This is a genomic window from Aeromonas sp. AE23HZ002T15 (assembly GCF_054165525.2).
Genome location: NZ_CM201342.1, coordinates 1,505,561 through 1,530,197 on the forward strand (window position 1 = coordinate 1,505,561; position 24,637 = coordinate 1,530,197).

Annotated in this window: 20 protein-coding genes; 9 read left to right on the plus strand and 11 right to left on the minus strand. The window is 62.5% G+C overall.

Going from position 1 to position 24,637, the window contains the following annotated elements; genetic code table 11:
- Positions 1-68: 68 nt before the first annotated feature.
- Complete coding sequence (gene sppA / locus ACT5M9_RS06860; protein WP_457980801.1) at positions 69-1,925, plus strand: signal peptide peptidase SppA; 1,857 nt, start codon at positions 69-71, stop codon at positions 1,923-1,925.
- 87 nt (positions 1,926-2,012) lie between these two features.
- On the opposite strand, the gene ACT5M9_RS06865 is transcribed toward sppA, so the two are convergent.
- On the minus strand, positions 2,013-2,570 hold the full coding sequence (locus tag ACT5M9_RS06865) for an NUDIX domain-containing protein (RefSeq protein ID WP_457980799.1): 558 nt from the start codon (positions 2,568-2,570) through the stop codon (positions 2,013-2,015).
- Complete coding sequence (locus tag ACT5M9_RS06870; protein ID WP_457980797.1) at positions 2,567-3,367, minus strand: DUF2989 domain-containing protein; 801 nt, start codon at positions 3,365-3,367, stop codon at positions 2,567-2,569. Before ACT5M9_RS06870 ends, ACT5M9_RS06865 begins: the two co-directional genes overlap by 4 nt.
- A gap of 210 nt (positions 3,368-3,577) precedes the next feature.
- Here ACT5M9_RS06870 and ACT5M9_RS06875 point away from each other — a divergent pair, with 210 nt between their 5' ends.
- Together ACT5M9_RS06875 and ACT5M9_RS06880 are read left to right on the plus strand one after the other, a co-directional pair.
- Positions 3,578-5,011, plus strand: a complete 1,434-nt coding sequence (locus ACT5M9_RS06875) for a glyceraldehyde-3-phosphate dehydrogenase (RefSeq protein WP_457980796.1) — start codon at positions 3,578-3,580, stop codon at positions 5,009-5,011.
- A gap of 36 nt (positions 5,012-5,047) precedes the next feature.
- Positions 5,048-5,326, plus strand: coding sequence for a YeaC family protein (locus ACT5M9_RS06880; protein WP_100861169.1), 279 nt, complete (start codon positions 5,048-5,050; stop codon positions 5,324-5,326).
- Positions 5,327-5,569: 243 nt separating this feature from the next.
- Here the strand turns inward: ACT5M9_RS06880 and ansA are convergent, their stop codons facing one another.
- Positions 5,570-6,577 (minus strand): asparaginase, encoded by a 1,008-nt coding sequence (gene ansA / locus ACT5M9_RS06885; protein WP_457980793.1) that lies wholly within the window; start codon positions 6,575-6,577, stop codon positions 5,570-5,572.
- Between the two features lie 427 nt (positions 6,578-7,004).
- On the opposite strand from ansA, the gene gltS reads away from it, so the two are divergent.
- Positions 7,005-8,204, plus strand: a complete 1,200-nt coding sequence (gltS, locus tag ACT5M9_RS06890) for a sodium/glutamate symporter (RefSeq protein WP_438551889.1) — start codon at positions 7,005-7,007, stop codon at positions 8,202-8,204.
- 251 nt (positions 8,205-8,455) lie between these two features.
- Here gltS and ACT5M9_RS06895 read toward each other — a convergent pair whose 3' ends face one another.
- A complete protein-coding gene (locus tag ACT5M9_RS06895) occupies positions 8,456-10,327 on the minus strand; it encodes a methyl-accepting chemotaxis protein (RefSeq protein ID WP_438551888.1) in 1,872 nt (623 codons plus the stop codon).
- A 258-nt stretch (positions 10,328-10,585) separates the two neighbouring features.
- Here ACT5M9_RS06895 and prfB point away from each other — a divergent pair.
- A protein-coding gene (gene prfB, locus ACT5M9_RS06900; RefSeq protein ID WP_438551887.1) for a peptide chain release factor 2 occupies positions 10,586-11,684 on the plus strand; the annotation gives its coding sequence in 2 pieces (ribosomal slippage) (positions 10,586-10,660 and positions 10,662-11,684; 1,098 coding nt in all).
- A gap of 20 nt (positions 11,685-11,704) precedes the next feature.
- Positions 11,705-13,240 carry a lysine--tRNA ligase gene (lysS, locus tag ACT5M9_RS06905; protein WP_438551886.1) on the plus strand — a complete coding sequence of 512 codons (1,536 nt, stop codon included), beginning with the start codon at positions 11,705-11,707 and terminating at the stop codon, positions 13,238-13,240.
- Positions 13,241-13,367: 127 nt separating this feature from the next.
- On the opposite strand, the gene ACT5M9_RS06910 is transcribed toward lysS, so the two are convergent.
- Positions 13,368-14,168, minus strand: a complete 801-nt coding sequence (locus ACT5M9_RS06910) for a PhzF family protein (RefSeq protein WP_457980791.1) — start codon at positions 14,166-14,168, stop codon at positions 13,368-13,370.
- 186 nt (positions 14,169-14,354) lie between these two features.
- Here ACT5M9_RS06910 and ACT5M9_RS06915 point away from each other — a divergent pair, with 186 nt between their 5' ends.
- From ACT5M9_RS06915 to ACT5M9_RS06925, 3 genes are read left to right on the plus strand one after another with little or no spacing between them, the layout of a single operon-like run.
- Positions 14,355-16,154 carry an assimilatory sulfite reductase (NADPH) flavoprotein subunit gene (locus tag ACT5M9_RS06915; RefSeq protein WP_457981646.1) on the plus strand — a complete coding sequence of 600 codons (1,800 nt, stop codon included), beginning with the start codon at positions 14,355-14,357 and terminating at the stop codon, positions 16,152-16,154.
- Positions 16,154-17,866, plus strand: coding sequence for an assimilatory sulfite reductase (NADPH) hemoprotein subunit (gene cysI, locus ACT5M9_RS06920; protein ID WP_457980789.1), 1,713 nt, complete (start codon positions 16,154-16,156; stop codon positions 17,864-17,866). Before ACT5M9_RS06915 ends, cysI begins: the two co-directional genes overlap by 1 nt.
- Entirely contained in the window at positions 17,856-18,662 is an 807-nt protein-coding gene (locus ACT5M9_RS06925) for a phosphoadenylyl-sulfate reductase (RefSeq protein WP_457980787.1), read from the plus strand. Before cysI ends, ACT5M9_RS06925 begins: the two co-directional genes overlap by 11 nt.
- Positions 18,663-18,756: 94 nt before the next feature.
- Here ACT5M9_RS06925 and proX read toward each other — a convergent pair whose 3' ends face one another.
- The 6 genes from proX to ACT5M9_RS06955 all read right to left on the minus strand — a co-directional run bounded on the left by proX (position 18,757) and on the right by ACT5M9_RS06955 (position 24,490).
- Positions 18,757-19,758, minus strand: a complete 1,002-nt coding sequence (proX, locus tag ACT5M9_RS06930) for a glycine betaine/L-proline ABC transporter substrate-binding protein ProX (protein WP_457980785.1) — start codon at positions 19,756-19,758, stop codon at positions 18,757-18,759.
- Complete coding sequence (gene proW / locus ACT5M9_RS06935) at positions 19,755-20,912, minus strand: glycine betaine/L-proline ABC transporter permease ProW (RefSeq protein ID WP_457980783.1); 1,158 nt, start codon at positions 20,910-20,912, stop codon at positions 19,755-19,757. Before proW ends, proX begins: the two co-directional genes overlap by 4 nt.
- A complete protein-coding gene (gene proV, locus ACT5M9_RS06940; RefSeq protein ID WP_457980781.1) occupies positions 20,909-22,105 on the minus strand; it encodes a glycine betaine/L-proline ABC transporter ATP-binding protein ProV in 1,197 nt (398 codons plus the stop codon). The genes proW and proV overlap by 4 nt, the downstream gene beginning before the upstream one ends.
- A 495-nt stretch (positions 22,106-22,600) precedes the next feature.
- A complete protein-coding gene (gene folA, locus ACT5M9_RS06945) occupies positions 22,601-23,092 on the minus strand; it encodes a type 3 dihydrofolate reductase (RefSeq protein ID WP_457980779.1) in 492 nt (163 codons plus the stop codon).
- Between the two features lie 23 nt (positions 23,093-23,115).
- Positions 23,116-23,583 (minus strand): threonine/serine exporter family protein, encoded by a 468-nt coding sequence (locus tag ACT5M9_RS06950; RefSeq protein WP_438551878.1) that lies wholly within the window; start codon positions 23,581-23,583, stop codon positions 23,116-23,118.
- Positions 23,584-23,674: 91 nt separating this feature from the next.
- Positions 23,675-24,490, minus strand: coding sequence for a threonine/serine exporter family protein (locus ACT5M9_RS06955; protein WP_457980777.1), 816 nt, complete (start codon positions 24,488-24,490; stop codon positions 23,675-23,677).
- Positions 24,491-24,637: the final 147 nt, after the last annotated feature.

Consider the following 24,637-nt stretch of genomic DNA (forward strand, 5'->3'; position numbering starts at 1 on the left):
TGGCAATTGGCGGGTCAAGTGGTTAATAATGGCCTCTCTTCATCGATTAACAGGGCGATAACGGGACTATGTCTATTTTCAAGGGTCTGGGATGGCTGTTTCGCAGCCTCTGGCGTCTGCTCAATTTCACCCGGCTGATGCTGGTGAATCTGCTGTTTCTCATCATAGTGCTGGCCATCGTCTTCACCTTTAGCCAGAAAGAGACCCCCGCCACCCCCATCGAAGGGGCGCTCACCCTCAACCTCTCCGGCGTGCTGGTGGAACAGCGCACCCAGACCGATCCCACGGTGCAGTTGCTGCGCCAGGTGGACAGCAGCGACGATCAGCCGAGCGAGATAGTGCTGTCGGACCTGCTCTGGGCCATCAAGAGCGCCAAGGATGACGATCGCATCAAGGCGCTGGTGATCAAGCCCCAGGGGCTGCAGGGGGCCAACCTCTCCAAGCTGCAGGAGGTGACCGCCGCCATCGACGGGTTCAAGGAGAGTGGCAAGCCGGTCATCGCCATGGCGGATTACTACAACCAGGGCCCCTATCTGCTGGCCGCCCACGCCGATCACGTTCTGCTCAACCAGAGCGGCGCCGTGCTGATCGAGGGCCTCGGCGTCTACCAGACCTACTTCAAGTCGGCGCTGGAGAAACTCAACGTCACTCCCCATGTGTTCAAGGTCGGTACCTACAAGTCCTTCGTCGAGCCCTATACCCGGGACGAGATGTCCCCCGAGAGCAAGGAGGCGAACCAGCGCTGGCTGGATCAGCTGTGGCTCTCCTATGTGAATGACGTGGCCGCCGAGCGGGAGATCGAGCCCGAGGCCGTCGCCCCCGGCAAGGATCAATTCCTGAGCCTGCTGCGTGCATCCGGCGGCAATGCCGCCAACTACGCCCTCGAGAACGGCCTGGTGGATCAGCTCGCCACCCGTGACGAGATGACCCAGGCGGTCATCAAGGAGGTGGGTGAGGCCGAGGATCACGGCTGGAAAGGGGTGGGTCTGAAAGAGTATCTGGCCGCCATCCCGGAACAGTACCCCCAGAGTGGCAAGGATGAGGTAGGCCTCATCATCGCCAGCGGCGCCATCATGGACGGGGTTCAGCCCGCTGGCACCATAGGGGGCGACAGCCTCTCCGATCTGCTGGCCGATGCCCGCCGCGACGACCAGGTGAAGGCCGTGGTGCTGCGGGTCGACAGCCCGGGTGGCAGCGCCTTCGCCGCCGAGCAGATCCGCGCCGAGCTGCTGGCCCTGAAGCAGGCAGGCAAACCCGTGGTCATCTCCATGGGCAGCTACGCCGCCTCCGGTGGCTACTGGATCTCCGCCGATGCGGACAAGATCTTCGCCTCCCCCACTACCCTCACCGGTTCCATCGGGGTGTTCGGCATGTTCGCCACCATCGACAAGGCGCTCTCCCAATACGGAGTGCATACGGATGGCGTCGGCACCACGGACTTCGTCGGTGTCGGCCTGACCCGGGCCCTGCCGGAACACGTCGGCCAGGCCATCCAGCTCGGGGTGGAAGACACCTATCAACGCTTCGTCGGTCTGGTGGGCAAGGGCCGTGGCCTGAGCCCGGAAGAGGCGGAGAAGGCTGCCGAGGGCCGGGTCTGGACCGGCCAGGATGCCAAGGATCTGGGGCTGGTGGACGAGTTCGGCAATCTGGACGACGCCCTCAAGGCCGCCGCCGATCTCGCCAACCTCAAGAGCTGGCAGGTGACTCCCATCGAGCAGGAAGAGTCCGCACGGGACAAGTTCCTGCGGGAGCTGTTCGACAGCAGCGCCCGGGTGCTGGCCCCCTATGTACAGAGCGAGGTGCAGAGCTGGCTGCCCGCGGGCTTTGGCAAGGCGCTGGTCGAGGTGAACAAGGGGCTGGATCCCCTGGTTCGCTTCAACGACCCCCAGGGCACCTATGCCTTCTGCCCGGTCTGCACCCTCTAGCGCCATCCGGCCAACCCCGGCGCCAGTTCGTCACTCGAAACAAAAAAACCGCCCAATGGCGGTTTTTTTATGGCAGAGGAGTCACCATCAACCCAGCAGGCCGGCGTCGAACCACTGCTGCAACTGGGCCAGCACCCGGGTCTCGCGCACCGTCCACTGGGGACAGGGACCGGCCAGCTGGGTCTTGTTGCGCTGCAGCGCCTCATCCAGGGCGAACCAGCCCGGGGTAAAACCGAGGCGCACCTCGTAGGGCTGGGGACGAGGCTCGCTCCAGGCGTCCCCCAGCTGGCAGAGATAATAGTAGGAATGGATGCAGTAGGCGTCGAACTGCGCCTCACGGGCTGGGCGGTACTCCCGGGTCTGCCCGAGCAGGGCCCCCACAGCCAAAAGCTCGGCGCCGCACTCCTCCCTCAGCTCCCGGGCCAGCGCCTTCTGATGGCACTCCCCCGCCTCGACGCCGCCTCCCGGGAACATGAGATCCCCGTTGACCCGGGAGTGCACCAGCAGCAACTCGTCCCCCCGCAGCACCACGGCCCGCACCGTGGTGCGTTCGATCACCCGCCCGTCACTTCGGGCCTGACCGTGCAGCAGGCGGATGTCGAAGGGATCGGCCCAGGGAGATGCAGGGAGCTGTGGATTCGTCATGGCCTGTAGTCCCCCTGCCTGAGCTGCTGGACTATGGTGGCAGCGACCCTGTCCCAGGCGTCCTGCTCCCCCTTGCTGATGTTGTGGTATATGGCGAGGCGGCTGGCGGAGACCTCGCTGGCCTCCTGGAACGACTCGCTCACCTTGCCCCACTGGTAGGCCAGGCCAAACTCCTTCTGGCCCATGTAGAGGGTGCTGAGGGAGGTGAGGATGCGGCTGTTGATCGCCTCCCCCTCCCCATAGAGGGAGAGGGCATGGTGCATCAGGGCGATGGCCTTGCGCGGTTCGCGCTTGGCATAGACGCCCCCGAGGGCCAGTTGCAGCTCGGGCTCCTCCAGCGCCTGGCTCCCCTCCAGGGCCAGGAAGCCGGCCCGGGCCGCCGGGTTGCGGTTGTTGGTCCAGTGCCAGAGCAGCAGATGGGGATCCTGAGAGGCGCGGGTCTGCTCATCGAGCAACGTCAGCTGGTCGCCGGCGGCCAGCATGCCCTCCACCCTGGGGCTCTTCTGCTCCCTTGCCCGTTTGTATTCGATGTTGGTGGAGTGTTCGGCGCACTGCAGATAGCGTTCGAGACCGCGCATCAGTTCGTACTTGCGCCTGTCGGTTGGCTCTCCCTGCAGGTAGTAGCGAGCCCGGATCACCTCGCTGCGCTCCTGGCGACACCAGCCGTCGTCCACCAGATCCGCGCAGAGACCGGGATGATTGCCGCAGATGTTGTGGATCCTGTCGTCTTCACAGGCCGTCAGCGTCAGGACGCAGGAGAGGGCCAGCAGGGAGGGGCGCAGTGGAGAAAGGGTCATGGTTCCCATCAAGTCGGTAACAATCAGAGCTCGCGTCGGATACCACCAACTAGCAAACAAGCTACATATCCATTACAATGCGCGCGCCATATAAGGCCGCGACTGCAGAATAATATAACGAAACCATCAGCCCTACACTGATCTGCATTCGACGAATTTCATTTTGCCCCGGCAATTTGCTTCAACAACGTGAAATAAAGGATCTGGTTAATGACCCACGAGCACTACTTGCAGGCGTGGCAGGAGAGCCAGGAGCTCGCCGAAGCCATGCAACCCTTGATCGGTCGCCTCTACCGTCAGCAAGGGATCGAGATCACCATCTTTGGACGCCCCCTGCAAAACGCCTCCACCATCGATATCCTCAAAGCCCATCGGGTCGTTCGCCGCCACCAGGGCAATGTGCTGCCCATCCAGCAAAGCTTCCCCTTGCTTCAAGCCATCGTTGCCCTGAACCCGGTCGCCGCCGAAGTGGATCTCGGCAAACTGACCGTCGGCTACTGGCAGGATCATGAGGACGAGTCCGGCATCGAGGATTACCTGAGAGCCAAGCTGGCACCGGCCCTGAGCCAGGGCGCCGTGCCCGCCCCCACCGACGTGGTGCTGTACGGCTTCGGCCGTATCGGCCGCCTGCTGGCCCGCTTGCTCATCGAGCGCACCGGCGCCGCCAACTCCCTGCGCCTGCGCGCCATCGTGGTGCGAGGCGGGCGGGAGGGCGATCTGGAGAAGCGTGCCAGCCTGCTGCGCCGCGACTCGGTGCACGGCCCCTTCAACGGCTCCATCGAGGTGGACCTGGAGCGCAGCGCCATCATAGCCAACGGCACCTTCATCCAGGTGATCTATGCAAACAGCCCGGCGGACATCGACTACACAGCCTATGGCATCCATAACGCGCTGATCGTCGACAACACCGGCGTCTGGCGCGACGAGGCGGGCCTGTCCGAACACCTCAAGGCGCGCGGCGCCGCCCGGGTGCTGCTGACCGCCCCCGGCAAGGGGGAGATGAAGAACGTGGTGTTCGGGGTCAACCATGACGTCATCACACCGGATGATCGCATCATCTCCGCCGCCTCCTGCACCACCAACGCCATCACCCCTGTGCTCAAGGTGATGCAGGACAAGTACGGCATCCGCCACGGCCACGTGGAGACGGTACACTCCTACACCAACGATCAGAACCTGATCGACAACTATCACAAGGGGGAGCGGCGCGGTCGCAGTGCGGCCCTCAACATGGTGATGACCAGCACAGGGGCCGCCAAGGCGGTGGCCAAGGCACTGCCGGAGCTCAAGGGCAAGCTCACCGGCAACGCCATCCGGGTGCCGACCCCCAACGTGTCCCTGGCCATCATCAATCTGTCTCTGGAGCTGGCCACCGACCGGGACAGCCTCAACGCCTATCTACAGCAGATGGCCCTGAGCTCGGCCCTGCATCGCCAGATAGACTTCAGCGCCAGCACAGAGCTGGTCTCCTCCGACATGGTGGGTTCCCGCTTCGCCGGGATCGTGGACTCCCAGGCCACCATAGCAGAGGAAGATCACTGCGTGCTGTACGTGTGGTATGACAACGAGTTCGGGTACAGTTGTCAGGTAGTGCGGGTGATGGAGCAGATGGCTGGCGTAGTCCGTCAGGATCTGCCCGCCTGATCCCCCCATGGCTCAACGTTTTCAAGGAGAGGCCGGATGTCATTTCAGCAAGTCATAGGGCAGATGCCCAAGGAAGTGTACGAGCGGCTCAAGACCGCGGTCGAACTCGGCAAGTGGCCGGACGGCCAGCCCCTCACCGAGGAGCAGAAGGCCACCTCGCTGCAGGCCGTGATGGCCTGGCAGGCGATGCACCTTGAAAACCCCGAGCACATGAACATAGGTGCGGATGGCGAGATCGTGATGAAGAGCAAGAGCGAGCTCAAGCGTCAGTATCGGGACGAGGAAGAGATAGTCCGGATCGAGATCAGCCACTGAGCCTTGCCACCAGGTAAGCCATAGCAAAGAGGGGAGCCATCACGGCTCCCCTCTCTATTTCCTATCTCCCTCATGGTGGGGAGGTCAGAAGCTGTTCACGACCTGTCGCGAGAAGGCGTCAGCAAGGTGAAGAGCTGTGCAGGAACAGGAGTGTATACGCATACATGAGCCCTCTTGGTCACAAACAAGCGAGCAGCACATGAGCCTTGATCACGGCTTCGCAGTAAGATCGTGGACAGTTTCTCAGGGCGTTAGCTCACCGCGCAGGGATTGTTGCATCAGCTCGCGAATGCGCGGGGCCGGCAGATCCTGGCTCAGCAGGAAGTGCAGCTTGGTCAGGGCCGCCTCGGCGGTCATGTCGAAGCCCGAGATGACCCCGGCGCGCGACAGCGCGTTGCCGGTGGCATAGCCCCCCATGTTGACCTTGCCGTGCAGACACTGGCTCAGGTTGACTATGATGACGCCGCGAGCCGAGGCCTCGGAGAGCAGCGCCAGCATGGCCGGATTCTGCGGCGCATTGCCCACCCCGAAGGAGAGCAGGATCAGCGCCCGTACCGGCTGCTGCAAGATGTTCGCGATCACCTCCGCCGAGATGCCGGGGTAGAGGGTCACCACGCCGATGGGCTGGGGGGTGATGTCATGCAGCACCAATGGGCTCGCAGAGGGCTTCCCCAACTCACCCGCCTCCAGGGAGATGGCGATGCCGGCGTTCAGCAGCGGCGGGTAGTTCGGCGAGTCGAAGGCGTGGAAGCCGTCGGCGTGCACCTTCTTGCTGCGATTGCCGCGATAGAGCTGGTTGTTGAAGAACAGCGTCACCTCGTGGATCGGGTAGCTTGCAGCTATGTAGAGGGCGTTCAGCAGATTCTGCTGGCCGTCGGATCTCAGCTCGGCCAACGGGATCTGGGAGCCCGTGATGATCACCGGCTTGTGCAGGTCTTCGAGAATGAAGGAGAGCGCCGAGGCGGTGAACGACATGGTGTCGGTGCCGTGCAGGATCACGAAGCCGTCGTACTTCTCGTAGTTGTCGCGAATGTCCTCGGCGATGCGCTGCCAGTCCGCCGGGGTCATGTCGGAGGAGTCGATGAGGGGATCGTATTCGTGAATGTGGTAGGACGGCATCTCGGGTCGATGAAACTCGGGCATCCGTGCCAGACAGTCTTCCATAAAGCCCGCCATCGGCACATAACCGTGATCGGAACGCTGCATCCCTATGGTGCCGCCTGTGTAGGCAATGTAGATAGACTTCTTCACACCCTCTCCTCTCGTTGGCCGAAAACCGGCAAATCCTGAATCGATCTGTCCCGCTGTCCGTGTTGTCCCACGGACGGGAAGCCGGCGAATTATAAAGACTGGCCGCCCAAATGACAGCCGCGACGTCACTATTCCTGGTCAAAATGAGACATTCGGCAGCAGCTTTAAATGTTGAAATAACACACAAAAACCACCATTAATCTGATGAACATGGATATAAATGGTGCTTTTTGCTACTATCCGCCGGATTTTTCCTAAATCTCACCTGGATGCCTGCACAAAACAGGCGACCACAGACCCCATTTTTACGTGGGATGGGGGCCCAGGCCCCCTCTTGAACTGGCCCCTGAGCCACACTGTTTTTATCCCGGCTGAATCTGTGCGTCTTTCTCGCCAAAGACACGGCCAATCAACATGGGAGAACCGAATGATACAATTTGATTCCTACACGACCCTGGTCGCCGCCACCCTGGTGCTGCTGCTCGGCCGCCTGCTGGTTAACCGGGTCACCGTCTTGCGCACCTTCAACATCCCCAAGCCCGTCGCGGGCGGTCTGGTGGTGGCCCTGATCCTGCTGCTGCTGCGCGCCGGCATGGGGGTGGAGCTGCAGTTTGACACCACCCTGCAGACCCCGCTGATGCTGACCTTCTTCGCCTCCATCGGCCTCTCCGCCGATCTGGGCAGCCTCAAGCGCGGCGGCAAGGCGGTGATCACCTTCCTGATGGTGGTCACCGGCCTGCTGCTGGTACAGAACACCCTGGGGGTAGGCCTGGCCACCCTGCTCGGCCTGGATCCCCACATGGGGCTGCTGGCCGGCTCCATCACTCTCTCCGGCGGCCACGGCACCGGCGCGGCCTGGGGCTCCATCTTCACCGAGAAGTACGGCGTGCAGTCCGCCGCCGAGCTCGCCATCGCCTGTGCCACCTTCGGCCTGGTGCTGGGTGGTCTCATCGGCGGCCCCGTCGCCCGCTACCTGGTGAAGAAGGTGCAGGTGCCCGGCGAAGAGCACAACCGGGACGATGCCCCCCAGGGCTTCGAGATGCCGGACATGGAGCGCCCACTCACCCCCTTCAGCGTGATCGAGACCCTGGCCCTGATCGCCATCAGTCTCAAGGGGGGGGAGATGTTCTCCCTCTACCTCAAGGGCAGCGCCCTGGAGCTGCCGGTGTTCGTCTGCGTGCTGTTCGTCGGCGTGCTGCTGCGCAACCTGCTGACCCTGCTCAACTGGCACGAGGTGAGCGATCGGGAGGTCTCCCTGCTCGGCAACGTCAGCCTGTCGCTGTTCCTCGCCATGGCACTGATGAGCCTCAAGCTGTGGGATCTGGCGAGCCTGGCCCTGCCCATCTTCCTGCTGCTGGCCGCCCAGACCGTGGCCATGGCGCTCTACGCCATCTTCGTCACCTTCAGGGTCATGGGCAGCAACTACGATGCGGCCGTGCTGGCGGCGGGTCACTGCGGCTTCGGCCTCGGCGCCACCCCCACCGCCATTGCCAACATGCAGGCCATCACCCAGCGCTTCGGTCCCTCCCACCTGGCCTTCCTGGTGGTACCCATGGTCGGTGCCTTCTTCATCGACATCATCAACGCCATGGTGATCAAGCTGTTCCTGGCGCTGCCTTTCCTGTAACCAGCAAGTCCACCGTTCAGAGACAAGAGCCCACCTTATGGTGGGCTCTTTGCTTTCTGGCCGCTGCCAAGGGCCTAGCGCATACGTTGCCTGCGCCTTATTCCACCAACCCGTGCCAACAACACACCTCATGATCTTTCTCTCGTGTAATCGGCAGTCGCCGGCTCTCACGGCCGACCAATAAAAAGCCCCGCACAGGAGTGCGGGGCTTTGGCGTCATGGGGCTGTCTATGTGACCGCCCGCTGCTCACTTAGAGGATAAAGGTCGACACCTGCTGGTTCAGGTTGGTGGCACGGCCCTTGAGGCCCTGGGCCTGATCCAGGTCGCGCATGGCGGCGGCGGTGATCTCGTCGCTCACATCCTTGATGGCGGTGGTGTTCTGGGTGATCTCGCCGGTCACCTGGGTCTGCTCCTCGGCGGCGGTGGCGATCTGACCCGCCATGTCGGAGATGAGCGAGACCGCCTGGGTGATCTCTTCGAGCGCGGCGGCGGCGGCATCGGCGTCCTTCACGCTGTTGTCCGCCAGCCCCTGGCTGGTCTGCATCAGACTCACCGCCCGGGCCGTGGTCTGCTGCAAGGTCTCGATGGTGGCCTGGATCTCCTGGGTGGAGTCCTGGGTGCGGCGGGACAACACCCGCACCTCGTCCGCCACCACGGCGAAGCCGCGACCCTGCTCGCCGGCCCGGGCAGCTTCGATGGCCGCGTTCAGCGCCAGCAGGTTGGTCTGCTCGGCGATGCCCTGGATGGTGGAGAGGATGCCTGAGATGGCCTGGGCGTGGCGGCTCAGCTCGCCGATGACGCCGGTGGCCTGACCCACCTCTTCCGCCAGGTTGTTGATGGAGGCACGAGTCTGGTTCACCAGCATCTTGCCCTGCTCGCTGCTCTGGGCAGATTGCTGGGCGGCGGCGGCGGTATTCTCGGCGTTGCCGGCGATCTCCATGGTGGCGCTCGCCATCTCGGTGACGGCGGTGGCGACCATGGTCACCTCCTGTTGCTGGCGCTGCAGCTCTTCCACCGCGGCCTGGTTGGTCACCAGACTGCGCTCGGCGTCGGCGTTCAGTTCGTTGGCGAGCTGGCGGATGTTGCCGATCAGCTGGTGCTGGCTGCCGACGAAGCGGTTGAAGCTGTTGGCCAGCTGACCCACTTCGTCGTTGGCGTCGATCTTGATGCGCTGGGTCAGATCGCCGTTACCGTCGGCGATGCGGGCCAGGGCCTGGGAGACCTTGCCGAGCGGCCCGAGCAGCAGGCTCACCAGCCAGGAGATGGCGAGTATGCTGCCCACCAGCACCAGCAGGGCCAGGCCGAGCTGGGTCAGCAGCAGGGAGGAGAGCGGCGCCTCCAGGGTGGCCTTGTCCAGCACCAGCACCAGCTCCCAGTCGGTGTTCGGAATGTCTACCGCCCACAGCAGCTTGTCACGACCTTCGTTATCGAAGTAGGCGGGCACCAGGCTGTTGCTGCCCTTGCTCTGTTCGATCAGGGCGTTGGAGAGATCGTTGTCGATCTCGGTGGCCGGTTTCATCGCCTTGGCCGCGTCCTTATACGCGATGACGGTGCCGTCCTTGTGCATCAGGATGGCGACGCCGTCCGCCGGCAGGGCCATCTTGGTGACGTCCTCCACCAGGGAGGCGATGGAGAGATCGCCACCAACCACGCCGCCTTGGGCGGGCTGGGCCAGGGTCACCACCATGATGTTGTAGGCCACGTCCAGATACGGCTTGGTCACGATCAGGGCACCCTTGCCCATGGCTTCCTGATACCAGCCACGGGAGCGGGGATCATAGCCATCGCGATTGATGGAGGGGTCGGAGTCGTGCATCTTGCCGCTGCCCTCACCGAAGTAGGTCAGCTGGAAGCGGCCGGAAACTTGCGCCTGCTGCAGGGCGTTGAGGGGTTCTGAGGTGGCCTTGTTGCCCAGGGCCTGGATGACGTCGCGGCGGGCGGCGAGCCAGTCGCTGATCCGTTCGGCCTGCTGGCTGCCGAGGCGCTGCACCTGCTCCTGACTGCCTTGCAGCAGCAGTGATTTCTGGCTGGTATAGCTCTGCCAGGAGAGCAACAGGATCACCAGTGACAGGGCGATGACCACAGACAACAGTATCTTCTGTTTGAGTGACAGGTTCTTCATCGTGCTTTCTTCTTTTGGTCAGGAACAGGATTGCTCGGAGCGGAGATGGCACCCTTGCATGTGGATCAATAGCGGCCAACGGGCACAAAACTGAAGCGACAAATGCCGACGCCGGCGATATTTTCCACTGAAACCCTGCCGATAGCACCAGAAATCACGGCGGGTTGACGCACCAGGGACAGCCAACCCTGTCTATTCCTTCCACAATTGGCTAGAATGTCCCGTTTTTAAATCACATCGACCCCGAGAGTTTTCACGATGTTTGAAGTCAATCCTGTATTAAACAAGCTTAAGGAGCTGTCTGAGAGGACCGAGCTGCTTAGGGGGTACCTTTGACTATGACGCCAAGAAAGAGCGCCTAGAAGAGGTCAACGCCGAGCTGGAACAGCCGGACGTCTGGAACGAGCCGGAGCGCGCACAGGCGCTCGGCAAGGAGCGCGTGGCGCTCGAGAACGTGGTCGGCACCATAGACACCCTGACCCAGGGCGTCGATGACGTCGAGATGCTGGTCAGCCTGGCGGTCGAGGGGGAGGACGAAGAGACCTTCAACGAGGCCATCGCCGAAGCCGACGATCTGGAAGCCAAGCTGGTCGAGCTGGAATTCCGCCGCATGTTCTCCGGTCAGCACGACGGTTCCGACTGCTATATCGACATCCAGTCCGGTTCCGGCGGCACCGAGGCCCAGGACTGGGCCAACATGGTACTGCGCATGTACCTGCGCTGGGGCGATGCCCACGGCTACAAGCCCGAGCTCATCGAATGCTCCGAAGGGGACGTAGCCGGCATCAAGTCCGCCACCGTCAAGTTCACCGGCGAATACGCGTTCGGCTGGCTGCGCACCGAGACCGGCGTGCACCGTCTGGTTCGCAAATCCCCGTTCGATTCCGGTGGCCGTCGCCACACCTCGTTCTGCTCCGTGTTCGTCTATCCCGAGATCGATGATGACATCGAGATCGACATCAACCCGGCGGACCTTCGCATCGACGTCTACCGCGCCTCCGGTGCCGGTGGTCAGCACGTCAACCGGACCGAGTCCGCGGTGCGTATCACCCACGTCCCCACCGGCGTCGTGGTGCAGTGCCAGAACGACCGTTCCCAGCACAAGAATAAAGATCAGTGTATGAAGCAGCTGAAGGCCAAGCTCTACGAGCTGGAAATTCAGAAGCAGAATGCCGAGAAGCAAGCTCTCGAAGAGACCAAGTCCGATATCGGCTGGGGTAGCCAGATCCGCTCCTATGTACTGGATGATTCCCGTATCAAGGATCTGCGTACCGGCGTCGAGACCCGCAACACCCAATCGGTGCTTGACGGCGACTTGGACAAGTTTATCGAAGCCAGCCTGAAATCAGGCCTGTAAACAGAACAGCAGGAATCACCATGTCTGAACAAACCACCACTCCGGAAATCGACCAGACTCTCGACCTCAACAACGAGATGCTTGAGCGTCGCTCCAAGCTGGCCGCCCTGCGCGCCCAGGGCAATCCCTTCCCCAACGACTTCCGTCGTGACAGCCTGTCCGGCGATCTGCATGCCGAGTTCGGCGACAAGAGTGCCGACGAGCTGGCGGCCCTGGGTAAACGGGTGAAGATTGCCGGTCGCATCATGACCCGCCGGATCATGGGCAAGGCTTCCTTCGCGACCCTGCAGGACATGGCTGGCAAGATCCAGGTCTACGTCACCCGTGACGACCTGCCGGAAGGCTTCTACAACGAGCAGTTCAAGAAGTGGGATCTGGGGGACATCGTCGGCGTTGAGGGCACCCTGTTCCGCACCAACACCGGTGAGCTCTCCGTTCACGTCTCCGACATCCGTCTGCTGACCAAGGCCCTGCGTCCCCTGCCCGAGAAGCACAAGGGTCTGACCGATCAGGAAGCCCGCTGCCGTCAGCGCTACCTGGATCTCATCGCGAACGAAGAGTCCCGCAAGACCTTCATGATCCGCACCCAGGTGGTCGCCGGCATCCGCAAGTTCTTCAACGAGAAGCGCTTCATGGAAGTGGAAACCCCCATGATGCAGGTCATCCCGGGCGGTGCCTCCGCACGTCCCTTCGTCACTCACCACAATGCGCTGGACATCGACATGTACCTGCGTATCGCCCCCGAGCTCTATCTGAAGCGTCTGGTGGTCGGTGGTTTCGAGCGCGTGTACGAGATCAACCGCAACTTCCGTAACGAAGGCATCTCGGTGCGTCACAACCCCGAGTTCACCATGATCGAGTTCTATATGGCCTACGCCGACTACATCGATCTGATGGACCTGACCGAGGAGCTGCTGCGCACCCTGGCCCAGGACATCCTGGGTGACACCAAGATCCGTTACGCCAAAGAGGGCGAAGAGGGTCTGACCATCGATTTCGGTCAGCCGTTCCAGCGCCTCACCATGGTCGAGTCCATCCTGAAGTTCAACCCGGATGTGACCCTGGACGATCTGGCCACCCTGGAGAGCGCCAAGGCCGTCGCCAAGCGCCTGCACATCGAGCTGATGAAGGGCTGGGAGCTGGGCCACGTGATCACCGCGATCTTCGAAGAGACCGTGGAGCACATGTTGCTGCAACCGACCTTCATCACCGAGTACCCGGCAGCCGTCTCCCCGCTGGCGCGCCGCAACGACGTGAACCCCGAAGTCACCGACCGCTTCGAGTTCTTCATCGGTGGCCGCGAGCTGGCCAACGGCTTCTCCGAGCTGAACGATGCGGAAGATCAGGCCAAGCGCTTCCAGGATCAGGTCGATCAGAAAGCTGCCGGTGACGACGAAGCTATGTTCTATGACGCCGACTTCGTCACCGCGCTGGAACACGGCCTGCCGCCCACCGCCGGTCAGGGTATCGGTATCGACCGTCTGGTCATGCTGTTCACCAACAGCCACACCATCCGCGACGTCATCCTGTTCCCGGCCCTGCGTCCGCAGAAGTAAGATCCGCAACAACAAGCCATCGAAGGCAGAGTCCCTCTGCCCTCGAGCGCCATCAAAACGCCCCGCAATTGCGGGGCGTTTTTTTATGCAGAACCGTTGGTGGCGGTACGCTGCCGAGGATCCGCTCCTAGGCTTTAGGCGGCAACAGCCACTCCCCCCGCCACAGGGTCAGCGCCTGACCGGCCATCTGCACCCTATCTCCCAGTAAAGCGAGTCGAAGCTCCCCGCCCCGCGTGGAGAGCTGGCGAGCCTTGAGCCGCGTCTTGCCGAGGCGCTCGGCCCAGAACGGCACCAGGGCACAGTGGTTGGAGCCGGTGACCGGATCCTCGTCCACCCCGACCCAGGGGGCGAAGTAGCGGGAGACGAAGTCATATTCCGAGCTGCTCGAAGGCGCCGTCACCATCAGTCCCCGGCCAGGCAGGGCGAGCAGGGCATGGAAGTCCGGTTTGAGCGCCCGCACCTCTTCTTCGCTGCCCAACTCCAGCAGGAACTTGGCACCGGCGGCCAGGGTCTGCCGCGGCTGGCAACACAGGGCCCCGGCATAGGCGGGAGCCAACGTCAGCGGAGAGAGCGGGATACGGGGAAAGTCGAGCCGGATCCATTCCCCCTCCCGCACCGCCGTCAAGATGCCGCTGCGGGTCTCGAAGCGCAGCACCTCGTCAAGCCCTGCCTCACCCGCCTCCCAGATGGCGTGTGCCGCCGCCAGGGTACCGTGACCGCAGAGATCCACCTCCACGGTCGGGGTGAACCAGCGCAGCCGATAGTGAGCATTCCCTAACCCCGTGAGGAAGGCGGTCTCGGAGAGGTTGAACTCGGCGGCCATGGCCAGCAGCTCGGCATCGGGGCACTCGGGCCCCAGCACCACCACGGCGGGGTTGCCGCCGAAGGGGCGCTGGCTGAAGGCGTTGACGTGAAACAGTGTGGTCATGCATATCCCCTTGTGGGACGGCTGAAGGAGTCGTTGCGGGTCTTTATACCACGGGTCAAGGGGTCCCTGAGCCGGATCCCAACTTTATAAATTCACAAATCGCATAAAGAAGATATTTTTATTCTTTGTTGTTATTCACCACAGCCCTTAACCTGACCAAAAATCAGACCATGGAAGACGTGTGTGATGCAATTGACAGCCCCCATACCCAACATCAGCCCCCTCTCTGACGAGCAGCAGCGCCAGCTGAACCAGGTTCTCACCACCCTCAACTCCCAGCAACTGGCCTGGGTGAGCGGCTATCTCTACGGCCTCTCCCAAGCCGGCCAACAGCCGGTGGCAACGACAGCAGCCAGCGCGGCCCCGGGTGGCAGCCTGACCATTCTCTACGGCTCCCAGACCGGCAACGCCAAGGGAGCCGCCGCCGTCATCCAGAAGCAGGCAGAGGCCCTGGGCCTGCCGGTGACCCTGGTCTCCATGGCCGATTACAAACCCAAACAGCTCAAGAAAGAGAGCCACCTGCTGGTGGTAGTGAGCACTTACGGGGAGGGTGAGCCGCCGGAGAGCGCCGTCGACCTATTCGAGCAATTGAAGAAAGGCAAGATTGGCAAGTTGGAGGGGCTCAAGTTCGCGGTGCTGGGGCTGGGCGACAGCTCCTACGAGTTCTTCTGCCAGACCGGCAAGGACTTCGATGGCTTCCTCGCCAAGGCGGGGGCCGAGCGCATCCATGATCTCGCCAGCCTGGACGTGGATTACCAGGAGGCCGCCAAGGCCTGGGGCGAGCAGGCGGTGAAAGCCATTGCCACCACCTTGTCTGCTGGCGGTGCCGCCGGCGCGGCAACCAGCCTGGCTGGCGCGGTGCAAAGTGCGGTCGGTCACAGCCTGTATCACAAGGAGAACCCCTTCCCCGCCCGCCTCTCGGTCAATCAGAAGGTCACTGGCCGCGACTCCACCAAGGACATCCGCCATATCGAGATCAATCTCGAGGAGTCCGGCATCACCTATCAACCCGGCGATGCCCTCGGCATCTGGTTCGACAACGACGCCGCCCTGGTGGACGAGGTGCTGGCCCTGACCGCTCTTTCCGGCGATGAAGCCACCGCCCATGGCAGCCTGCGGGGCGCCCTGACCCGTCACTTCGAGCTGACCCGGCTGCACGGCGGCTTTATCACAGGGTTGGCAGAGATCGCCGATAACGCGGCGCTCAAGGATCTGGCCGGCGACAAGGCCCAGGTCAATGCTCTGGTCGCCTCCGCCCAGGTGGTGGATGTATTGAAACGCTTCCCCGCCAGGCTGAGCGCAGAGCAGCTGACCGGCCTGCTGCGCCCCCTCACTCCCCGCCTCTACTCCATCGCCTCCGCCCAGAGCGAGGTGGAAGAGGAGGTGCACCTCACCGTCGGGGTGGTGCGCTATCTCCAGGCCGATGGCACAGTGCGCTCAGGGGGCGCCTCCTCCTATCTGGCGGACCGCCTGGCAGAAGAGGCCGAGGTGCGGGTGTTCGTGGAGCACAACGACAACTTCCGCCTGCCGGCAAACCCGGATACACCCGTCATCATGGTGGGCCCGGGCACCGGCATTGCCCCCTTCCGCGCCTTTATGCAGGAGCGTGAGGCGCAAGGAGCAGAGGGCAAGAACTGGCTCTTCTTCGGCAACCCCCACTTCACCCAGGACTTCCTCTATCAGGTGGAGTGGCAGCGTTATGTGAAATCCGGCCTGCTCAGCAAGATCTCGCTGGCATTTAGCCGGGATCAGGGCCACAAGATCTATGTGCAGGACAGGCTGCGCGAAGCTGGCCTCGAGCTCTATCAATGGCTGGAGGCCGGCGCCCACTTCTATGTGTGCGGCGACGCCAACCACATGGCCAGGGATGTGCAGCAGGCCCTGCTGGATGTGATTGCCGAACACGGCCACAAGAGTCGTGAGGAAGCAGAAGAGTATTTGAGCGAACTGCGTCGTGCCAAACGTTATCAAAGGGATGTCTATTGATGAGCAAACAAGTGATTCCGGGACCGGTGGAAGGACCGCTCTCCGACAACGAGCGCCTCAAGCGCGAGAGCAACTTCCTGCGCGGCACCATAGAGCAGGATCTGCAGGATCCCCTCACCGGCGGCTTCAACGGTGACAACTTCCAGCTGATCCGCTTCCACGGCATGTATCAGCAGGATGACCGCGACATCCGCCCGGAGCGCGCCGCCCAGAAGCTCGAACCCCTGCACAACGTCATGCTGCGGGCCCGCCTGCCCGGCGGCATCATCACCCCGGCCCAGTGGCAGGTGATCGACAAGTTTGCCGAGGAGCACAGCCTGTACGGCAGCATCCGTCTCACCACCCGCCAGACCTTCCAGTTCCACGGGGTGCTCAAGCGTGACATCAAGATGATGCACCAGACCCTCAACAGCACCGGCATCGATTCCATCGCCACCGCCGGGGACGTGAACCGCAACGTGCTCTGCACCAGCAACCCGGTAGAGTCCGAGCTGCACCAGGAGGCCTACGAGTGGGCCAAGAAGATCTCCGAGCATCTGCTGCCCAAGACCCGCGCCTACGTGGAGATCTGGCTGGACGGCGAGAAGCTGGGGGGCGATGAGGAGCCCATCCTCGGCTCCAACTATCTGCCGCGCAAATTCAAGACGACCGTAGTGATCCCCCCCCACAATGACGTGGACATCCACGCCAACGATCTGAACTTCGTGGCCATCGCCGATGGCGGCAAGCTGGTGGGCTTCAACGTGCTGGTGGGTGGCGGCCTCGCCATGACCCACGGCGATACAACGACCTATCCGCGCAAGGCGAGCGACTTCGGCTTCATTCCCCTCTCCCACGTGCTGGAAGTGGCGGCCGCCGTGGTCAGCACCCAGCGCGACTGGGGCAACCGGGTCAACCGCAAGAACGCCAAGACCAAGTACACCCTCGAGCGAGTCGGCGTCGAGGCCTTCAAGGCCGAGGTGGAGAGCCGTGCCGGCATCCAGTTTGGCGAGGTCCGCCCCTACGAATTCACCAGCCGTGGGGATCGCTTCGGCTGGGTGGAAGGCATAGATGGCAAACATCACCTGACCCTGTTCATCGAGAACGGCCGCCTGCTGGACTTCCCGGGCAAACCCCTCAAGACCGGCATGCTGGAGATCGCCAAGGTGCATCAGGGGGACTTCCGCCTGACTGCCAACCAAAACCTCATCATCGCCGGCGTCCCCGCCAAGGAGAGGGCCCGCATCGAGAAGCTGGCCCGCCAGTACGGCCTGCTGGATGACGGCGTGAGCGAGCAGCGCAAGCAGTCCATGGCCTGCGTGGCCCTGCCCACCTGCCCGCTCGCCATGGCCGAAGCCGAGCGCATGCTGCCGGCCTTCGTCACCGACATCGAAGGCCTGCTGGCCAAGCACGGGCTGGCCGAGGACGCCATCATCTTCCGGGTTACCGGTTGCCCGAACGGTTGCGGCCGCGCCATGCTGGCGGAGGTCGGTCTGGTGGGCAAGGCCCCCGGTCGCTACAACCTGCACCTGGGTGGCAACCTGGAGGGGACCCGCATTCCGCGTCTCTATCAGGAGAACATCACCGAACCGCAGATCCTGACCGAGCTCGACACCCTGATCGGCCGCTGGGCCAAGGAGCGCGACGGATCCGAGTGCTTCGGCGATTTCGTTATCCGCGCAGGCATAGTGGCGCCCGTTATCGATTCCGCGAGGGACTTCTATGCAGCCTGAACTATCAACTAGCGGTCAGCCCAGGCTCACCGCCGACGGGCGGCTCGATCTGCTGGCCCTGCTGACCCTGAGTCGGGAAGAGCAGGTCGAGGCGCTGGCCCCCCTGAACCGGGCGCTGGACGCCATGAGCGCCCCCGAGCGGGTACGCTGGGCCCTGCAGCACCTGCCGGGGGAACATGTGTTGTCGTCCAGCTTCGGCATCCAGGCGGCCCTGATGCTGCATCTGGTGAGCCAGGAGAAAAGCGATGTGCCCGTGGTGCTGACCGATACCGGTTATCTGTTCCCGGAGACCTATCGCTTCATCGACGAGCTGACCGAGCGCCTCACGCTCAACCTGAAGATATATAGCGCCGAGCTGTCGCCGGCCTGGCAGGAGGCGCGCTTCGGCCTCCTGTGGGAGCAGGGGGTGGAGGGGATCACCCGCTACAACCAGCTCAACAAGGTGGAACCCATGGACAGGGCACTCCAGGAGCTTGGCGCCCAGACCTGGTTCTCTGGCCTGCGCCGGGAGCAGTCCGGCAGCCGCGGCAAACTGCCAGTGCTGGGCATACAGCGTGGCCGCTTCAAGTTCCTGCCCGTCATCGACTGGAGCAACAAGGACGTCTTCTACTACTTCAAGGAGTTTGACCTGCCCTATCACCCCCTGTGGGAGCAGGGCTACCTCTCGGTGGGCGACGTGCACACCACCACCAAGTGGGAGCCTGGCATGAGCGAGGAGCAGACCCGCTTCTTCGGTCTCAAGCGTGAATGCGGCCTGCACGAGGAGAACGGCGAGCAAGGCGGCTCCGGGATCTGATCCCGCCAGCCCCTGATTCTGCCCATAAAAAACGCCCGGCCAATGCCGGGCGTTTTGTCTATCGGGGGACATTATCCCCAATCAAGATCGCCACTTATTGCGCGGCGGTGCGCGCCTGGGCCAGCCAGTCGTTGACCTGCTGCTCATGCCCCTTGAGCCAGGCATCGGCGTGGCGTTCCACATCCGCCGGCTTGTTCTGTCCCTTGTTCATCAAGCCATTCTGGATGTTGATGTCGCTGAGCGGCAACTTGACGATGCTGAACAACTTGGCCGCCGCCGGATTGGCATCGGTGAAGGCTTTGTTCGCGACTATGTGCATGGTATTGACCGCAAACCCATAGTCCTTGCCGTTCGGCAGCCGGGTCTTGGCCGCATCCCTGGCATCGGCAGGGACCTCCAGCCAGACCACGTCCCGACCCGGCACCAGCTCGCTGCTGAGCCAGTACGGCGTCCAGGTGTAATAGAGCACCGGCTTGCCGCTCTGGTAGCGAGCCAGGGTGTCGGCGATCAGGGCCGCGTAGTTGCCCTGCTTGTGGGTCACGGTCGGGGTCAGGCCGAACTCGTCGAGGTGATGATTGATCGCCTCCTCACAGCCCCAGCCCGGGTTGCACCCCACCAGATCGGCCTTGCCGTCACCGTCCCCGTCAAACAGGGCCGCCAGCTTGGGATCCTTCAGCTGACCGAGATTGGTAATGCCGTATTGGGTCGCCGTCTTCTTGTCGATGAGATAGCCCTGGGCGGCGCCGGCCACATAGGTCCCCTGGCGGAAAAACACCTTGTCGCCCCCCGCCTGCTCGTACTTGTTGTCCTGCAGCGGGATCCAATTAAAGGCGAGGAAGGTGCCGTCCCCCTGCGCCACCGAGGCATAGGCCACGTTGTAGTCCACCTCCTGCGCCGGCTGCACGTCGTAGCCGAGCCGCTCCATCAGCTTGCTGACCAGCAGGCTCTGGAACGCCTCCTCCGGCAGGGAGCTTTGCAGGGGTTGCACCTTGACCCCCTCTCCCGGCAGCTCGGTACTGGCCATGGCGACCGAACTCAGTACCAGAGAGCTCAGTAACAGGGCGCCCAGAGTCAGGCTGGTAGTAATGGGTCTCATAAGGTTGCTCCTTTGCATTGAATGGATGGGCTGCGACCGCACAGTCGCAGCAGCAGGGCCGCCGGGCCGCGCTGATACCAGCGGCCGGTGCGGCTGCGATCCGGCTGTCCCATGGCCTGGGTCAGGCGATCGAGCACTATGGCCAGCAGCACTATGCCGAGGCCGCCGATGGAGGCGAGCCCCATGTCGAGCCGGCCTATGCCCCTCAGCACCATCTGGCCCAGACCGCCGACCGCGATCATGGAGGCGATCACCACCATGGAGAGTGCCAGCATCAGGGTCTGGTTGACCCCGGCCATGATGGTGGGCATGGCGAGCGGCAGTTGTACCTTGAACAACAGCTGGGAGGGGCTGGCCCCGAACGAGTGAGCCGCCTCCACCAAGTCTGCGGGCACCTGGCGGATCCCCAGCATGGTCAACCGGATCATGGGCGGCAGGGCGAAGATCACCGTCACCACCACACCCGGCACATTGCCGATGCCAAACAGCATGACGATGGGGATGAGGTAGACGAAAGCCGGGGTGGTCTGCATGGCATCCAGCAGGGGTCTAGTCCAGCGCGACAGCCGTTCGCTGCGCGCCAGCAGGATGCCGACCGGCAAGCCTATCAGGATGCAGAAGAAGAGCGAGGTCAGCACCAGTGACAGGGTTATCATGGCATCGGACCAGGCACCGATAAGGCCTATCCCGACAAGAGATGCGAGGGTGCCGAGGGCCATGCGACCGTTCACCAGCTGCCAGGCGACCAGGGTCAGCAGGCCTATCATCAGGGCGGAGGGCACCGTCTGCAGCAGATGGGTCATGCCGCCCAGGGCCAGCTCCACCGGCGCCCGGATCAGCTGGAACAGGGGCCGCAGGTTCTCCACCAGCCAGCCGATGCCGCCCTCAACCCAGGTATCCAGTGGCACCAGCGCCTGCTGGAAAGGATCCAGCCAGTTGATCTGCGCGTCCGTATCCGTGGTCGCTATCTGGTTCTGCCAGTCGGCGGCGGCAGTGTCCGTGCTCGCCCAGGGATCACTGGCGGCCTCTGTGGTCGCTTCCGTGGTTGCGGCCCAGGGATCTGCCGCGACATCGTCGGCCCGAGCGGGGGCGCTCGCCAGCAGCAATAACGCCAGCATGCCTGCCAGCAGACGATAAGAAGAGGTTAATTTCATGCCGGGGTACTCCTGTCCAGGGTGTTCAGCAGGTTGGCCTTGGAGATGAGTCCCAGATAGCTGCCATCCGATTCGACCACGGGCACCTGACAGGGGGCGGCGGCCACTTGGCTGATGAGTTCATTGAGGGGGGTATCTGCCAGGATGGGCTGGATATCCGCCAGCAGCGCCTGCTCCAGACTCCCCTTGCTGCGCACCGCCTGGCTCAGCGACTCCACCGAAACGACGCCTAGGAAGCGGCGGCTGCGATCCACCACATAACCGAACTCCCGCTCCAGCTCCTTGAGCTGACGCAGGGCGTTGCCCGGCCCGTCCGTGGTGTGCTTCTTGATGAGGGGCACCTGCTTGCGGCTCGCCACATCCCGGGCGCTGAACACATTGGCCAGATCCACCCCGCGAAAGAAGGCGCGCACATAGTCGTTGGCGGGTTGGTTCAGGATCTCGTCCGGCGTGCCGACCTGCACCACCTGACCGTCCTGCATGATGGCGATGCGATCGCCGATGCGCATCGCCTCGTCCAGATCGTGGGAGATGAAGACAATGGTTCTCTGCTGACTGCCCTGCAGCTTTAGCAGTTCGTCCTGCATCTCTGTGCGAATGAGTGGATCCAGCGCAGAGAAAGCCTCATCCATCAGCAAGATATCCGGGTCATTGGCCAGGGCTCGGGCCAGGCCGACCCTCTGCTTCATGCCGCCTGAGAGGGCATCCGGGTAGGCATCGATCCACTGGCCCAGCCCCACCTGATGCAGGGCCTGGCGGGCACTGTGCTGGCGCTCCGCCAGCGGTACCCCCGCCAGCTCCAGGCCGAAGGCGGTGTTTTCCAGCACGCTCAGGTGGGGCATCAGGGCGAAGGACTGGAATACCATGCTGATCTTCTTGCGCCGCACCTGGCGCAGCTCGCCGTCCGAGATGGCGGCGATGTCTTCACCGTCGATGAGCACCTGGCCGCGGGTCGGCTCGATCAGCCGGTTGAAGAGCCGCACCAGGGTGGACTTGCCCGAGCCGGAGAGACCCATGATCACGAAGATCTCCCCCTCCTGGATGGCGAGGTTGACGTCCTGCACCCCCAGGGTCTGTCCCGTCTTTTGCAAGATGCTGGCGCGGTCGTGCCCTTTCGCCAGCCACTTGAATGCCTTTTCCGGGTGTTCTCCGAAGATTTTATAGAGTGATTTGACCTCAAGCTTGACTGTCATGCTGTCCTTTTTTTATGGCCGGCATCTTGATGTTTCAGCTGCCGAACGCGAACCAATTACTTTTAACACTAAACAAAAACCACCCCACAAAAAAGAACCATAAGAGTCCCACTATGAAATCAAAAATTTAAGATACTGATTTTTATGGATTATTTAAATGAACAAAAAATTCAACAACGACGGATGATCCGGGAAGAATGGGCTAATTATTTGATCAATTAATCAAATATCATGGATACACCATGAGATATCAGCCAGTTAGCCACTACCGCGAGAGCATGGGGATGGGGCACATCGCCAGCATGAGGGGTGATGACCACATACTTACACAACGAATGATTTTTTGAGGAATAATCCCCCAGTTCCTGGGATGGAGTGGATCCAGTTTGAAGAAGGAGGTTTGGCTGGCTCAGTGGCAGAGCCGGGTCAGAGAGAGGGCAGACGACAGGCAAAAAAAGCCCCTCGTAGAGAGGGGGTTGTCGGCGTCGAGTCGGGCTAGCGGCGCTGCCAGATCTCGAAGCAGTAGGGATGGGGATTCTTCTCGTCGGGCTCATTGGGCTCGCTCTCCAGCCTCATCCACTCGGCATCCGAGAAGGCAGGGAAACGCGTGTCCCCCTCCACCGCCAGCTCGATGCGGGTCAGGTAGAGGCGATCCGCCTTGGGCAATAGCTGGCCATAGAGATAGCCACCGCCTATCACCATCAGCTCCTCGACTCCTTCCTCTTGCAGACGGGCCAGAGCAGCCTCCACCGAATCGACCATCTCCACCCCGTCGGCGCGATAGTCGGGGTTGCGGCTGATCACCAGATTGCGGCGCCCTGGCAGGGGCCGGCCGATGGATTCGAAGGTCTTGCGCCCCATCAACACAGGCTTGCCCAGGGTCACCCGCTTGAAATGGGCCAGATCGGCGGGCATGTGCCAGGGCATCTGGTTGTCCTTGCCGATCACCTGGTCCCGGGCCATGGCGGCAATCATGGAAATCTTCATGGGTCGGCTCCTCGCAACCTGTCTCAGACTATGGGCCGGTTACGGTACACGACCAGAGACGGGATCGCCAAACCGAAACTGAGGGCCCCCACGATAAACAGCACCTTGAGGCCATTGCTCACCGCATGATGGATAAGCTCGGTCGTGACCCCGGAGATGTTGAGCTCCACCACGGCGATCATGGTCTTGAACGCATAGGCCCCTGGCAGCATGGGGATGATGGAGGCGACGCTGAACACGGGGCGCGGTGCCAGCAGGCGTTTCGACCAGTAGACGCAGACAAAGCCCACCGTGGTGGACGCAGCCAGGGTGGCCCACTCGATGGGCATGCCATGGTGCATGAGCAGGGTGCGCAGGCTGTGGGCGAGCGCTCCCCCCATGGCGCAGTACTTCAGCATCTGCGGCGGCACGTTGAACAGCATGGCGAAACCCACCGCCGGTATAGCCGACCAGAATGCATCCCGAAGCAGCAGCAACAACAGATCCATCATGGCGTCTCCCCCCATGTTCCGGGTTGGGTGGCGATACAGATACCACGCGACAACAGGTTCCCGCCTTGATGGCGTCTCTCGTGATCAGCCCTCATATGGAATCCCACCACAGCTTCCAGCCCCAGATACCGGTCACCGACATGGCCAGCACTATGCCGATCACGGCGCTGATGGTGAGCAGGGTCGCCATTCCCCAGCGAGCCAACCCCATGTTGAAGTAGCCCTTCACCATGTCGGAGACCGCATTGATGAGCGGGAAGCCCGGCACCAGCAGCAGCACGCTGGCCGCCATGGCGAGATAGGGCTGCTCCCCCCAGCCGAAATAGGTGGCGCTCGAGGCGATCAGGGTGGCGACGAAGCCGGTCACGGCGAAGTTGATGAGGGGGCTGTGATGGTGATGGGCCATCAGCTGGCGCACCCGCATCGCCATCGCGGAGGCGACGAAGGTCACCAGGAAGATGGGCCAGTCGCCCCCGAACAGCAGGCTGAACGCCCCGCAGGAGAGCCCCACCATGGGGACCACCAGCCAGGGGTGATAGTGGAACGGTTTGATGGCATCGAGCCGCTGGCGCACCTCCCGCGCACCGATGAGCTCCTTCTCCGCCAGAATGCAGAGGCGCTGCACCTCGCACACCACCTGCATGTTGATGCCCCGATCCAGCACCCGGCGGGTGGTGGTGACGCAATGCCCCTGATAGAGGCTGGTCAGGACGATGGCGCCGGCAGAGAGCGCCATCTCCACGCTCTCCAGCCCCAGGGCCAGGCCGAGCCGCACCGTGGTCTGCTCGATGAGCCGCGCCTCGGCGCCATGCTGACCCATCAGCTGGCCCACCTTGACGATGATGCGGGTGATCTCTGTCTGTTGTTCCGGCGACAACACCCGTCTTGGAGTAATACTTCTCATCATTCCCTTGAGTCGTAGAAAATTGGCCGAATTCTTATATTACCCCAGCGGCTTTTTTACTCCATATATATCCAAGGCGAGAAACCGTTATCGGCTTATTTATTTCGTGGCAATTCTTTGTTTGCAGCAAATAACAAACAAGCCACCATA

Excerpts from the sequence above, each read along its gene's own strand:
- ACT5M9_RS06915 (WP_457981646.1), top strand. The coding sequence starts at position 14,355 with ATGCAATTGACAGCCCCCATACCCAACATCAGCCCCCTCTCTGACGAG.
- proW (WP_457980783.1), bottom strand. The coding sequence starts at position 20,912 with ATGAAATTAACCTCTTCTTATCGTCTGCTGGCAGGCATGCTGGCGTTA.
- ACT5M9_RS06895 (WP_438551888.1), bottom strand. The coding sequence starts at position 10,327 with ATGAAGAACCTGTCACTCAAACAGAAGATACTGTTGTCTGTGGTCATC.
- ACT5M9_RS06870 (WP_457980797.1), bottom strand. The coding sequence starts at position 3,367 with ATGACCCTTTCTCCACTGCGCCCCTCCCTGCTGGCCCTCTCCTGCGTC.
- folA (WP_457980779.1), bottom strand. The coding sequence starts at position 23,092 with ATGAAGATTTCCATGATTGCCGCCATGGCCCGGGACCAGGTGATCGGC.
- cysI (WP_457980789.1), top strand. The coding sequence starts at position 16,154 with ATGAGCAAACAAGTGATTCCGGGACCGGTGGAAGGACCGCTCTCCGAC.
- ACT5M9_RS06910 (WP_457980791.1), bottom strand. The coding sequence starts at position 14,168 with ATGACCACACTGTTTCACGTCAACGCCTTCAGCCAGCGCCCCTTCGGC.
- proV (WP_457980781.1), bottom strand. The coding sequence starts at position 22,105 with ATGACAGTCAAGCTTGAGGTCAAATCACTCTATAAAATCTTCGGAGAA.
- ACT5M9_RS06875 (WP_457980796.1), top strand. The coding sequence starts at position 3,578 with ATGACCCACGAGCACTACTTGCAGGCGTGGCAGGAGAGCCAGGAGCTC.
- sppA (WP_457980801.1), top strand. The coding sequence starts at position 69 with ATGTCTATTTTCAAGGGTCTGGGATGGCTGTTTCGCAGCCTCTGGCGT.
- proX (WP_457980785.1), bottom strand. The coding sequence starts at position 19,758 with ATGAGACCCATTACTACCAGCCTGACTCTGGGCGCCCTGTTACTGAGC.
- lysS (WP_438551886.1), top strand. The coding sequence starts at position 11,705 with ATGTCTGAACAAACCACCACTCCGGAAATCGACCAGACTCTCGACCTC.
- ACT5M9_RS06880 (WP_100861169.1), top strand. The coding sequence starts at position 5,048 with ATGTCATTTCAGCAAGTCATAGGGCAGATGCCCAAGGAAGTGTACGAG.
- ACT5M9_RS06925 (WP_457980787.1), top strand. The coding sequence starts at position 17,856 with ATGCAGCCTGAACTATCAACTAGCGGTCAGCCCAGGCTCACCGCCGAC.
- ACT5M9_RS06950 (WP_438551878.1), bottom strand. The coding sequence starts at position 23,583 with ATGATGGATCTGTTGTTGCTGCTGCTTCGGGATGCATTCTGGTCGGCT.
- ACT5M9_RS06955 (WP_457980777.1), bottom strand. The coding sequence starts at position 24,490 with ATGATGAGAAGTATTACTCCAAGACGGGTGTTGTCGCCGGAACAACAG.
- ACT5M9_RS06865 (WP_457980799.1), bottom strand. The coding sequence starts at position 2,570 with ATGACGAATCCACAGCTCCCTGCATCTCCCTGGGCCGATCCCTTCGAC.
- gltS (WP_438551889.1), top strand. The coding sequence starts at position 7,005 with ATGATACAATTTGATTCCTACACGACCCTGGTCGCCGCCACCCTGGTG.